This is a genomic window from Leeuwenhoekiella marinoflava DSM 3653 (genome assembly GCF_900129005.1).
Taxonomy (GTDB): domain Bacteria; phylum Bacteroidota; class Bacteroidia; order Flavobacteriales; family Flavobacteriaceae; genus Leeuwenhoekiella; species Leeuwenhoekiella marinoflava.
This window is the reverse complement of the sequence record NZ_FQUN01000007.1, coordinates 83,630-95,823: the sequence shown is the minus strand read 5'-3', so window position 1 is coordinate 95,823 and position 12,194 is coordinate 83,630. Positions and strand designations below refer to the sequence as shown.

The window sequence follows — 12,194 nt, the reverse complement described above, 5'->3', positions numbered from 1 at the left end:
TAGTGATGAGAAAAATTAGAACGTATATCCAACTTCTTTTTATACTGCTATCAACACTTTCTTTCAGCCAAAAACAACAAATGGACGGTTATCTGTTTGCTTATTTTGAAGGTAAAGGAGCGGGCGATAAACAAGAACAAATTCGGTTTGCGGTTAGTGATGATGCTATCAACTGGAAAGCGCTTTACAACAATAAGCCGGTTTTAAAATCTTCAGAGATTTCAAATACAGGAGGCGTACGTGACCCTCATATCTTACGCGGTGGTAAAAATGATGGGTATTTTATGGTAGCTACTGATATGTATACCCACAAAAATGGCTGGGACCATAATCCGGGGCTCGTATTATTGCATTCTAAGGATCTCATTGATTGGAAATCTACCCCTATAGATTTAGAAAAAACCTATCCTAAAAAATTCAAGGATGTCAAGTGGGTGTGGGCTTCACAAACCTTTTTCGACACAAAAACTCAAAAGTATCTGGTGTATTTTACCGTGCGTTATTATAACGACCTTAAACTTGATTTTTATGCAGCCTATGCCAATGAAGACTTTACCGCTTTTGAGTCGGTACCTGAGTTGTTATACCGCGCAAAAGACGGCGCCATAGATGGAGACATCATTTATAAAGACGGGCTTTATCACTTGTTTTACAAGGGAAATACTAAAGATGAAAACGGTAAAGAAATACAAAACGGCATCAAACAGGCGACAAGTAAAAAGCTTTTAGGTCCTTATCAAGAACGTTTTGAATATATTGATGCCTATGCAGATCAGAATACCACCGTTGAAGGAAGTTCGGTGTTTAAACTGAATGATCGTGATGAATATATTTTAATGTATGATCTCTATTCAAGCGGACGCTACGAGTTTCAGCGCAGTAAAGATTTGTATGAATTCACACAAGAAACCGAATCTTTTACCAAAGACTTTTCTCCCCGTCACGGAAGCGTCATCAGCATTACCAAAGAAGAAGCAAAACGTTTAAATACCAAGTGGGGAGGTGTCCCACAAAATCTTTTAACAGATGCTGACGGCACCTTTCAATTTAAAGCAACCGGAAATCCCATCATCAAGCACAAATACACTGCAGATCCAGCAGCCCTTGTTGAAAACGATACCTTATGGTTGTTTACCGGTCACGATTATGCCGGGGGTCAAAAAGGGTACAAAATGAAAGATTGGTTGGTTTTTTCTACCACTGATATGGAAAACTGGACGGAGCATCCCGTACCTTTAAAAATCACTGATTTTACCTGGGCGACCAGTGGTGATGCTTACGCAGGTCACGTTACCGAAAGAAATGGTAAATATTACTGGTACATCAGCACCAACTGGAACGGGATTGGTGTGGCGGTAGCCGATAAACCGCAAGGACCTTATAAAGATGCTCTGGGAAAACCCTTGTTAACCAACGAAGATTGCTTTGCTTCCTCACATTCCTGGACGTGTATTGATCCTGCAATTTTTATAGATAAGGATGACCAACCGTGGATTTTCTGGGGTAACGGCGTCTGCTATTACGCGAAGCTGAAAGACAATATGATCGAAATTGATGGCGAGATCAAGACGATAGATTTTGAAGGTCTTGACTTTACCGAAGCTCCGTGGGTTCACGAAAAAGACGACACCTTTTATCTAACCTACGCTACAGGCTTCCCAGAAAAAATCGCGTACGCAACCGCTAAAAATCTTGATGGCCCTTATGAATATGGAGGAATCTTAAATGAACTTGCAGGGAACAGCAACACCAATCATCAGAGTGTTGTTGAATTTAAAGACCAATGGTATTTTATTTATCATAACGGTGGGATTCAGCCAGACGGAAGCAGTTACAGCAGATCTGTTTGTATTGACAAATTAATTTACAATGAAGATGGAAGTTTAAAGCGTGTTCAAATGACTTCCGAAGGTGTAGCTCCTGTTGATGAATAGTTTTATTAAAACCCGTCTTTGAGTTGTTGTAAACCAGACCGATCCAGTATTTTGATCCGTTTGCCTTTAGTCTCTATTAAGCCTTGCTTTTTGAGCTTAGCCAGTGTGCGTATGCACAACTCCGTCGCGGTACCTACCACATCTGCGATATCTGCTCGTGAGAGTATGAGTGCCAGATAACCTTCTTCATCGGTACCAAATGTAGTATTCAGATAAAGCAGTATTTCAGCAAGACGCTGATTGACCGTTTTCTGAGCCATATTTACAATAAAGTCATCGGCGATTTTAAGTTCCTGAGCCATATGCTTTAAAATAGCTTGTGTAAATGCAGGGTTATCCTGAATACGCTCGATGATGTTATTTTTAGGAATAAAGCACACTTCCATATCGTTAAGCGCAACTGCACTCAGGTTTGTAGCTTCTTCAGAAATTACAGAACGTTGCCCCATTACTTCTCCTTTAGAAGCGATTTTCACAATCTGATCTTTACCGTTATCGCTTATTTTTGATAGTTTTGAAACTCCATTGCGCACACAGAAAACACCACCCAATTTCTCACCTTCCTGAAAAAGTGCTTCTCCCTTCTTTATCCTACGCGTAATCTTACTATCTGAGATCGCCTTAAGCTCTTCTTTCTTGAGGGCCTTAAGTGAATTCAATTCTCTGATAATACAGTTTTCACACCGAGATTCTTCGTGTTCTGCCATACTTCAAAATTAGCATAATTTTTTGGGCAACTGACAAAAGTCATCTTTTATCCAATTCCGCTTTCAGTCCTTTGTTTCAGGTATTTAAGCAAATTAGAGTAACGATGGACAAGTGTTATCATTGTGGTGACCCGTGTACAAGCGACACAATCTCACACAGAGGCAAGGTGTTTTGCTGCAACGGCTGCAAAACGGTTTATGATATTTTACAAGACAATGACCTGTCTTATTACTACGATCTGGATGTCAATCCCGGTATTTCTCCTAAGGCTTTTAAAGGGAAGTTTGATTTTTTAGACAACGCCGACATCTCTGAAAAACTGCTTGAATTTAATGAGCAGGACACTCAAATTGTCTCTTTTGTAATACCGGCTATTCATTGCAGTTCGTGTATTTGGGTTCTAGAAAACCTCAACAAACTCAATGCTGCAATTAAAAACACACAGGTTAATTTTCCTGAAAAAAGCATAAGAATCACCTATAATTCTTCGGCGATAACACTGAAGAAAGTCGTGAAATTACTCTGTATGCTGGGCTACGAACCCAGGATCTCACTTGAAGATTTTAATAAAAAGGAAAAGAAAACAGACCGTGCTTTGATTTATAAACTGGGAGTTGCCGGATTTGCTTTTGGCAATATTATGTTTCTTTCGTTTCCGGAGTATTTTGAGGTTGAAGAATTCTGGCTAGATCAATACAAAGAGGTATTCAGAGCACTTATGCTGGTCTTTTCTATTCCGGTGGTTGTGTATGCTGCTCAGGATTATTTCATCTCGGCATTTAAATCGTTACGCGCTAAGACGCTAACTATTGATGTGCCTATCGCACTGGGTATTCTGGTCTTGTTTTTCAGGTCTTGTGCTGAGGTTTTAACCGGAACCGGCACAGGCTTTTTTGACAGCTTGGCCGGACTCGTTTTTTTCTTATTGCTCGGTAAGTTTTTTCAGCAAAAGACCTATGCCTTTCTCTCTTTTGAGCGCGATTATAAATCCTACTTTCCTATTGCTGTGACCCGTCTGGATGCAGCCCGTGATTTTAGAAACCGCCATCTCGAAAAACAAATCCCCGTTTATCAGATCAAACCTCAGGATCGCATTTTAATTCGTAATGGTGAACTCATTCCTGTTGACGGCGTATTGCAGAAAGGAGAAGGACTTATCGATTACAGTTTTGTTACCGGAGAGGCAGAACCTGTTACTAAAAACGCTGGTGAAACGGTGTTTGCAGGCGGAAGACAACAAGGTGGGGTTATAGAATTATGCGTAACCAAGGCTGTAGAACAAAGTTACCTCACCCAGCTTTGGAGCAACGATATCTTTAAAAAGGAAAAGCAAAATGAGCTTCACGCCCTCACCACAAAAATCAGTAAGCATTTTACCCTTGGGGTGCTTGCGATTGCGCTGGTTGCTTCAGGATTCTGGTGGGTGGTAGACGCCTCAAAAATGCTCGATGTTTTTACCGCCGTGCTTATAGTAGCCTGCCCCTGTGCATTGGCACTTTCGGCACCTTTTACACTGGGAAATTTGTTACGCATCACCGGTAAAAACAAGTTTTATTTAAAAGATGCCGGAGTTCTGGAAGCACTTGCTGATGTAGATACCATCGTGTTTGATAAAACCGGGACACTAACAACGGCTTCAGAAAACGCAATTCGCTACGAGGGTGTTGATTTAAGTGATGAAGAAGAATCCCTATTAACCACTACGCTTCGAGCTTCTAACCATCCGTTGAGTAGAAACTTGTACAACCTGCTTCAGGATTATGACATACAGACCCTTGATGCGTTTGAAGAACAAATAGGCAAAGGTATTTCTGGTGTCTACAACCACAATACTGTGAGAATAGGTTCTTACGATTATGTGGGCGAAAAGACCCTAAACCGGTCTTTTGAAAATGGAAAACGTACTGCAGTTCACATCAGTACTAACGATACCTACAAAGGCTGTTATGTTTTTTATAACCGCTTTCGCGAAAACCTTCCGCAGGTCTTTAAAGCGCTACACAAACACGCGAACCTCATCATTCTATCGGGTGATAATGACGGTGAACGCGAGACCTTATCCGAAATGCTTCCGCAGCAAACGTCGATGCATTTTAACCAAAAACCGGACGATAAATTACAATTTGTCAAAGAATTACAAGAACACGGCAAAAAAGTATTAATGATTGGTGACGGTCTCAATGACAGCGGGGCTTTGGCACAAAGCAATGTAGGCATTGCTATTTCTGAAAATATCAATGTGTTCTCCCCGGCTTGCGACGGAATCCTAGATGCTTCTCGTTTTCAGAGTTTACCGGCTTTTTTAAAACTGGCTAAACAGGGAAAACTGATCATTAAATGGAGTTTTGTATTCTCCCTACTCTATAACATCGCCGGTCTCATTCTTGCCGTAAGCGGGAATTTAAAACCGATTTACGCGGCGATTTTAATGCCGTTGAGTTCTATAAGCATCGTTGTGTTCACCACACTTTGCTCCTACTACTGCGGTACGAAAATCAAGGCTGAGAAAAATAGCAAACAAAATTCTAAAAGCTGATTTATGTCATCTTTTAAGCAAACACACACCGGTAATTTTACGGTATAAATCAGGTAGGTATGAGTATCATTTATATGCTTCTCGCGATAAGCGTGGTTGTGGCAGTAATCTTTTTTGTGGCCTTTATTTTCTCGGTAAAAAAAGGGCAGTATGATGACACCTATACTCCATCTGTGCGCATGCTTTTTGAAGACGAACTGGTAAAAACCAAAACGGCTTCTACAGACAAAACAAATACTAACAACTCGAATCGCAAATTGAAGTAAATATGCAAACAGAACAGTTTTATTACGATAATAAGATCGTAAAAAAGTTTATCAATGCCACCATCTTCTGGGGGCTTATTGGGATGAGCGTGGGACTTTTGCTCGCGTTTATGTTCTTATTTCCCAACCTAACAGACGGGATCCCTTGGTTGAGTTTTGGACGTTTGCGTCCGCTGCATACCAATGCGGTGATCTTTGCTTTTGTAGGTAACGCCATTTTTGCAGGAGTTTACTACTCTTCACAGCGTTTACTCAAAGCCCGTATGTGGAAAGACTGGCTGAGCAACTTCAACTTCTGGGGTTGGCAGGCTATTATTGTAGCCGCAGCTATTACCCTTCCGTTAGGCTACACGACTTCTAAAGAATATGCCGAACTCGAGTGGCCTATAGATATTATGATTGCTTTGGTTTGGGTCGCTTTTGGGGCTAATCTCATCGGTACCATCTTTAAAAGAAGACAGCGTCACCTGTATGTTGCCATCTGGTTCTACTTAGGGACTTTTGTTACTGTTGCTGTTTTGCATATTGTAAACAGTATCGAGCTCCCGGTAAGTGCTTTAAAAAGTTATTCGTTCTACGCAGGAGTACAAGATGCTCTGGTACAGTGGTGGTACGGGCATAATGCAGTAGCTTTTTTCCTGACTACTCCGTTTTTAGGATTGATGTATTACTTCGTTCCTAAAGCCGCTAACCGACCTGTGTATTCGTATCGCTTATCTATCGTACACTTCTGGTCACTAATCTTCATCTACATCTGGGCAGGACCACACCACTTGTTGTATTCAGCATTGCCAGACTGGGCACAGAACCTTGGGGTTGCATTTTCAATTATGTTGCTCGCGCCATCCTGGGGTGGGATGATTAACGGACTCCTAACCCTACGTGGTGCCTGGGACAAAGTACGTACTGATCCTGTTTTAAAATTTATGGTTGTTGCAATTACCGGTTATGGGATGGCAACGTTTGAAGGGCCTATGCTTTCGCTAAAAAATGTAAATGCTATCGCACACTTTAGCGACTGGGTTATTGCACACGTACACGTAGGCGCGTTAGCTTGGAATGGTTTCTTAACCTTTGGTATGATCTACTGGCTGGTACCGCGCTTGTTTAAAACCAAACTCTGGTCAATCAAATTAGCCAATGCACACTTCTGGATAGGAACACTGGGTATTATTATGTACACCTTGCCTATGTATGTTGCCGGTTTTGTGCAGGCTTCTATGTGGAAACAATTCAACCCGGACGGAACCCTTACTTACGGAAACTTCTTAGAAACCTTAACCGAAATCATCCCGATGTACTGGATGCGTGCAATAGGGGGTAGCTTATACATTGCAGGAGCTTTTGTCATGCTTTATAATCTTGTTAGAACCATACGAAGCGGAAGCAAAGTAACAGACGAACTCGCGGAAGCTGCGCCCTTACAACGCGTGACCCAAAAACGTACCGCTAAAGAAGGCTACCACACCTGGTTAGAACGCCGCCCGGTAAAACTTACCATTTTTGCGACCATCGCAATCTTAATTGGGGGTATGGTGCAAATTATTCCGTCGCTGATTGTTGACGATTATGTACCGGTGATTTCAACCGTAAAACCCTACACTCCGTTAGAATTAGAAGGTAGAGATCTGTACATCAGAGAAGGTTGTGTCTCGTGTCACTCGCAGATGATCAGACCCTTCCGTAGTGAAGTGGAGCGTTATGGTGAATATTCAAAATCGGGTGAATATGTATACGATCATCCCTTCTTATGGGGTAGCAAACGTACGGGACCAGACTTGCTTCGTATAGGTGGAAAGTACTCAGACAACTGGCACCTCAACCATATGTATGATCCGCAGAGCACTTCATCAGGTTCTATAATGCCTTCGTACAGTTGGTTGATTCGTAGCCAACTCGACAAGTCTAAAACCGAAGACAAGATGAAAGTTATGCAACAACTGGGAGTTCCGTACACCGTAGAAGATATAGAACGTGCTCAGCAATGGATGACTGAACAAGGCACTCAAATTGAACAAAACCTGTACACCGATCCTGATTTTGCAAAGACCTACGAGTCTGATAAAAAATATGCTGCAGACAACGGAGAAGATTTTATAGAAATGCGCAACCGGGAGATCGTCGCGCTTATCGCTTACTTACAGAGACTGGGTACAGATATCAAGATTAAAACAGGAGATCAAGTCCCCCATTTAAAAGCCAAATAGTCATGTTGAAATTTGTAAAACAAAACCTCGAAAATATAGATGGGGTAAGCATCTACCCCATCGTATCCCTACTCATTTTCTTCCTCTTTTTTATAGGCTTGTTCTTATGGGTACTTACCGCTAAAAAAGAACACATCAAAGAGGTGAGTAACATTCCGCTAGAAGATCAATTAAAATCAGACCAGCCATGAGAAGTACCGCATCACTGATAAGAATCCTTGGCTTTGCAGGCTTTGCCTATCTCTTTCTAAATTATGTAGGCACTCCAGAAGATGAGCCTTCGGTATTTACCACACAAAACGGGTTGTGGGCTATTTACGGAGTCTTAATCTTTATGTATATCGCTTTTGAGATTTGTATTGAAAGTTTACGAGCTATATTGTTTAAAACTTTAAAGCCGGAAGCTCAGGAAACCTATGAGGTACAGGTTGCTGCAAAAAAAGAGCAGCGCATTGCCTGGTTTAAAAATACCTATGCTAAACTCTGGAAGGTAAAACCTATAGCAGAGGAAGAAGAGATCATATTAGATCACAACTATGACGGCATTCAGGAATTAGACAACAATTTACCGCCGTGGTGGGTTTACGGGTTTTATGCAAGCATTCTATTTGCATTAATCTATCTCGTTCGCTTTGAAGTTTTGGGTGGTGACAACCAGATTGACGAATACGAGCAAGCTGTTGCCCAGGCTCAAATTGAGCTTGCAGCATACAAGAAAACCGCAAAGGATCTGGTGGATGAAAACACGGTAGAATTGCTTACTGATGCTGCTGACATTAAAGCCGGTGAAATGCTCTTTAGCGGTAATTGTGTGGCATGTCACAAAGCTGTTGGTGCCGGTGGGATTGGTCCCAATCTTACTGATGATTACTGGATTTTAGGAGGAGGGATCAAAAATGTATTCCATACCATTTCTGAAGGAGGACGCGCCGGCAAAGGGATGATCGCCTGGAAAACCGACTTAAAACCCAGTGAGATTGCACAGGTAGCAAGCTATGTATTGAGCTTGCACGGCACCAATCCTGCTGATGCTAAAGAACCTCAGGGCGATCTGTGGATTGATGAGCATGCTCCGGTTGAAGGGGTTCAGGTCACTCAAGATTCGACACAAGTAGAAGTGCTTTTAGAAAATGAGCCGGTTACCGGCGCTATCATTCAGCAAAAAGATTAAACAATGGCTTCTCAAGATCAGGAACGTTTTAGAGACCGTATAGGCACGATTAGCGATGAGGGAAAACGCTCATGGGTCTATCCTAAAAAACCGGTGGGCAAACTCTATGAGTACCGCAAACTGGTAAGCTATGCGCTCCTGATCTTTTTATTCAGCGCTCCGTTTATACATATTAACGGCAATCAATTTTTGATGTTTAATATACTCGAGCGCCGCTTTAACATTTTTGGCTTTCCGTTCTGGCCACAAGACTTTCACCTGTTTGTCATAATCATGATTATCGGGGTGGTGTTTGTGCTTTTGTTTACAGTAGCCTTCGGTAGGATATTCTGCGGGTGGATTTGTCCACAAACCATTTTTATGGAACTGGTTTTCCGCAGAATAGAATACTGGATTGAAGGAGACCGCGGCAAGCAAATGCGTCTGGATAAAATGTCATGGAATGGGGAGAAGCTAAAGAAACGCATCAGCAAATGGTTTCTCTTTTTTGTGATTTCGTTTCTCATCGCAAATGTTTTTCTGGCCTATCTGATCGGTAGCAAACGCCTGATTCAGTATGTGACTGAAGGTCCTGCTTCACACTCGGGAACGCTGATTTCACTCTTGATTTTCACTGCTGTATTCTACTTTATATTCGCTTGGTTTCGAGAGCAGGTCTGCGTCATTGTATGTCCGTACGGAAGGTTACAAGGTGTGTTACTGGATACTAAATCTATCGTGGTGGCCTATGATCACAAACGTGGAGAAGGAGAATCCGGCAGAGCTAAATTTAAAAAGACTGAAGATCGAGCTGCAACGGGCAAAGGAGATTGTATTGATTGTTCGCAATGTGTACAGGTTTGCCCTACGGGAATAGACATTCGCAACGGCACACAGTTAGAGTGTGTGAATTGCACCGCCTGCATTGATGCCTGTAACCAGATGATGGAAGCGGTAAATCTGCCTAAAGATCTCATTCGCTATGCGAGTGAAGAGCATATTGAAAAGAAGGCGAAGTTTACATTCAATGCCCGTTTAAAAGGCTACACCGCTGTACTGCTGATTTTGACTGGTGTGCTTATAGGTATGCTGTTTTTACGTAACGATGTGGAGGCGACTATCCTTCGCTTACCGGGACAACTCTATGAGCATAAGGGCGAAGACGTCATAAGTAATGTATATACCTATAAACTCATCAACAAAACAACCCGGGATATTGAGAACCTGCACTTTGAACTGATTTCCCATTCGGGAAGCATCCGTGTGGTTTCACAAGGGGAGCTTGAAGTACCTGAGCAAGGCCTTGCAAAAGGAACGCTCTTTATTGAGATCAATACCCACGACCTAAACGACGAAAAAGAAAAACTAAAAATCGGTGTATTTAGTGAAGACCAACTTATTGAAACCACAAGTACGGTTTTCCTAGGTCCCCGAAGTTATAAATAAGTAAATCATGAGCACAAAATCAAACCACAACTGCTGTCTGGGATGCAAAAACGGAAAACCTGGAAAGAACCAAAATTGTAAAGTACGCTTGCTTAAAGAAGAGCGAGAACGTAAAGCATTGAGCCAGGAAGAACTGGCTAATAAATATGCGTAGCCACGTGCTACAACAAATTAAAATACGCATACTGAAGTGTCTTAATGGCTTTTGCAGGCAGTGCAAGTAAACTCCTTGAGGCGAGCTTGTCTGCCAACAAAGGCAGGCTCGTAAGGCATTAAAAGGAAACAGCTTTTGACTTCGAGGCAAGCCTCGAAGCACCTGCCGTAAACAGGTTTAAATCTCGATTATCGAGTAAACTATAGCATTATGAGAATTAATTGGGGAACCGGTCTGGTGATAGGTATGGCTTTGTTTATAAGCTTCATCATGTTTTTTATCATCACCATGAGCACCGACAAAAAATACAGTTACGATCTGGTGGCTGAAGATTATTATAAAAAAGAGCTGCAATTGCAAGAAGATATTGATGCTGCTACGAATGAAGCAGAACTAAAAACACCGGTAATCGGCACTAAAACCAAAGCCGGTTATGTCTTGCAATTTCCTGAAACTTTCAACCCTAAAAACATTACCGGAAAAGTGTTCCTATACAGACCGTCTGGCAAGCAACTTGATTTTGACATTCCTATAGAACTGTCAACTTCTAATTTGCTCATACCTGACAATCGCTTGCTCGACGGTCGCTGGAACATTACCGTTAACTGGGAATATGAAGGTAAAAAATACCACTTTCAAAAAGCCATAATCTATTAGTTATGATACTCACGGCATTACTTTTTGGACTTTTGGGTAGCTTCCACTGCGTGGGAATGTGTGGCCCTATCGCCTTTTTAATGCCCGTAGATCGTTCTAATGCTGTAAAACGCGTGCTACAAATACTAAGCTATCACAGTGGAAGGCTGCTAACCTACGCTACTCTAGGATTTATCTTGGGTAGTGTAGGCAAGCGTCTGCAGCTTTTTGGCTTACAACAACAACTTTCTATTGCAGTGGGTGTATTGATGATACTGGCAATTGCATTACCCGCTAAAACCTTTGGGAAATACAACTTCTCTAAACCCATTTACAAACTAGTGGGGCAATTAAAGACTGCCTTAGGATACCAACTCAAAAGCAAAAAACCAGGTACTTTTTTCACCTTAGGTCTACTCAATGGGATGTTACCCTGCGGTCTCGTTTATATGGCTGTTTTTGGAGCCTTGGCAACCGGCAGTTCACTAGAAGGTGGATTGTATATGCTATTCTTTGGACTAGGAACCCTACCGCTGATGACCACCGCGATCTATCTGGGTAATTTTTTAAAAGGTAAAACCAAACAGTATTTTCTTAAAGCCATCCCCGTTCTAGTAGTCCTTATGGGATGCTTATTTATTTTACGCGGTTTGGGTCTGGGAATTCCTTTTGTATCACCATCTAATCAGGTAGCTGTGGCGCAGGTGGATGCACAGCATAGTTGTCATTAGGGGATGATTTCTTAATTTAGGGTCATCGTGAATATCCTAACGTCGATTTGAATATTCATTACTTCTATTTATGTTCTGTTCATTTTCTTTGCTTCTCCAAAGAAAACGAACCAAAAGAAAAGAGCCTTTTTCTTAGTTCTGATCTTAGAAACGGCCTACAAGAAGGTATCGTGAAATTTGAAGTGAGCGCAACGTAGCAGGCGGTTCTGTTTGAGGGCGCGATAGCGGCCGAGTTAAGCGCATGCAGTGAAGCAAACGAAAAATTTAGATACCGTCTTGTGAGCCTTGATTTTTTGGTTCTTTGGCATCAAGGCAAAAGAACAGGAAGATGAATAGAAGTCATAGTTTCTATAGGATGTTCCTTACTTTTCTTTGCTCGTCCAAAGAAAAGTAACAAAAGAAAAGACACCTTTTGGATAGGTATTT

Annotated in this window: 11 protein-coding genes; 10 read left to right on the top strand and 1 reads right to left on the bottom strand. The window is 41.8% G+C overall.

The annotated features are described in order from the left end of the window. Positions 1-5: 5 nt before the first annotated feature. Positions 6-1,934, top strand: coding sequence for a family 43 glycosylhydrolase (locus tag BUB91_RS06510; protein WP_073098428.1), 1,929 nt, complete (start codon positions 6-8; stop codon positions 1,932-1,934). Positions 1,935-1,939: 5 nt separating this feature from the next. Here BUB91_RS06510 and BUB91_RS06505 read toward each other — a convergent pair whose 3' ends face one another. Beyond that, complete coding sequence (locus BUB91_RS06505) at positions 1,940-2,641, bottom strand: Crp/Fnr family transcriptional regulator (protein WP_073098427.1); 702 nt, start codon at positions 2,639-2,641, stop codon at positions 1,940-1,942. A 104-nt stretch (positions 2,642-2,745) separates the two neighbouring features. Here BUB91_RS06505 and BUB91_RS06500 point away from each other — a divergent pair, with 104 nt between their 5' ends. The 9 genes from BUB91_RS06500 (at position 2,746) to BUB91_RS06465 (ending at position 11,768) form a co-directional block, all read left to right on the top strand. After that, positions 2,746-5,178 carry a heavy metal translocating P-type ATPase gene (locus BUB91_RS06500; protein WP_073098426.1) on the top strand — a complete coding sequence of 811 codons (2,433 nt, stop codon included), beginning with the start codon at positions 2,746-2,748 and terminating at the stop codon, positions 5,176-5,178. Positions 5,179-5,237: 59 nt separating this feature from the next. Beyond that, complete coding sequence (gene ccoS, locus BUB91_RS06495; RefSeq protein ID WP_073098425.1) at positions 5,238-5,444, top strand: cbb3-type cytochrome oxidase assembly protein CcoS; 207 nt, start codon at positions 5,238-5,240, stop codon at positions 5,442-5,444. A gap of 2 nt (positions 5,445-5,446) precedes the next feature. After that, positions 5,447-7,651, top strand: coding sequence for a cytochrome-c oxidase, cbb3-type subunit I (ccoN, locus tag BUB91_RS06490; RefSeq protein WP_073098424.1), 2,205 nt, complete (start codon positions 5,447-5,449; stop codon positions 7,649-7,651). 2 nt (positions 7,652-7,653) lie between these two features. Then, complete coding sequence (locus BUB91_RS06485) at positions 7,654-7,842, top strand: CcoQ/FixQ family Cbb3-type cytochrome c oxidase assembly chaperone (protein ID WP_073098423.1); 189 nt, start codon at positions 7,654-7,656, stop codon at positions 7,840-7,842. Further along, positions 7,839-8,822 (top strand): cbb3-type cytochrome c oxidase N-terminal domain-containing protein, encoded by a 984-nt coding sequence (locus tag BUB91_RS06480; protein WP_073098422.1) that lies wholly within the window; start codon positions 7,839-7,841, stop codon positions 8,820-8,822. Before BUB91_RS06485 ends, BUB91_RS06480 begins: the two co-directional genes overlap by 4 nt. A gap of 3 nt (positions 8,823-8,825) precedes the next feature. Next, entirely contained in the window at positions 8,826-10,247 is a 1,422-nt protein-coding gene (gene ccoG / locus BUB91_RS06475) for a cytochrome c oxidase accessory protein CcoG (RefSeq protein WP_073098421.1), read from the top strand. A gap of 7 nt (positions 10,248-10,254) precedes the next feature. Continuing rightward, positions 10,255-10,401: a helix-turn-helix domain-containing protein gene (locus tag BUB91_RS20955; protein WP_164917831.1), complete on the top strand. Its 147-nt coding sequence runs from the start codon at positions 10,255-10,257 to the stop codon at positions 10,399-10,401. 210 nt (positions 10,402-10,611) lie between these two features. Beyond that, positions 10,612-11,058 carry a FixH family protein gene (locus BUB91_RS06470; protein WP_073098420.1) on the top strand — a complete coding sequence of 149 codons (447 nt, stop codon included), beginning with the start codon at positions 10,612-10,614 and terminating at the stop codon, positions 11,056-11,058. 2 nt (positions 11,059-11,060) lie between these two features. Further along, complete coding sequence (locus tag BUB91_RS06465; RefSeq protein WP_073098419.1) at positions 11,061-11,768, top strand: sulfite exporter TauE/SafE family protein; 708 nt, start codon at positions 11,061-11,063, stop codon at positions 11,766-11,768. Positions 11,769-12,194: the final 426 nt, after the last annotated feature.

Bases quoted from the DNA above. Each gene is read 5' to 3' on its own strand.
- BUB91_RS06510 (WP_073098428.1), top strand. From the start codon at position 6: ATGAGAAAAATTAGAACGTATATCCAACTTCTTTTTATACTGCTATCA.
- BUB91_RS06505 (WP_073098427.1), bottom strand. From the start codon at position 2,641: ATGGCAGAACACGAAGAATCTCGGTGTGAAAACTGTATTATCAGAGAA.
- BUB91_RS06500 (WP_073098426.1), top strand. From the start codon at position 2,746: ATGGACAAGTGTTATCATTGTGGTGACCCGTGTACAAGCGACACAATC.
- ccoS (WP_073098425.1), top strand. From the start codon at position 5,238: ATGAGTATCATTTATATGCTTCTCGCGATAAGCGTGGTTGTGGCAGTA.
- ccoN (WP_073098424.1), top strand. From the start codon at position 5,447: ATGCAAACAGAACAGTTTTATTACGATAATAAGATCGTAAAAAAGTTT.
- BUB91_RS06485 (WP_073098423.1), top strand. From the start codon at position 7,654: ATGTTGAAATTTGTAAAACAAAACCTCGAAAATATAGATGGGGTAAGC.
- BUB91_RS06480 (WP_073098422.1), top strand. From the start codon at position 7,839: ATGAGAAGTACCGCATCACTGATAAGAATCCTTGGCTTTGCAGGCTTT.
- ccoG (WP_073098421.1), top strand. From the start codon at position 8,826: ATGGCTTCTCAAGATCAGGAACGTTTTAGAGACCGTATAGGCACGATT.
- BUB91_RS20955 (WP_164917831.1), top strand. From the start codon at position 10,255: ATGAGCACAAAATCAAACCACAACTGCTGTCTGGGATGCAAAAACGGA.
- BUB91_RS06470 (WP_073098420.1), top strand. From the start codon at position 10,612: ATGAGAATTAATTGGGGAACCGGTCTGGTGATAGGTATGGCTTTGTTT.
- BUB91_RS06465 (WP_073098419.1), top strand. From the start codon at position 11,061: ATGATACTCACGGCATTACTTTTTGGACTTTTGGGTAGCTTCCACTGC.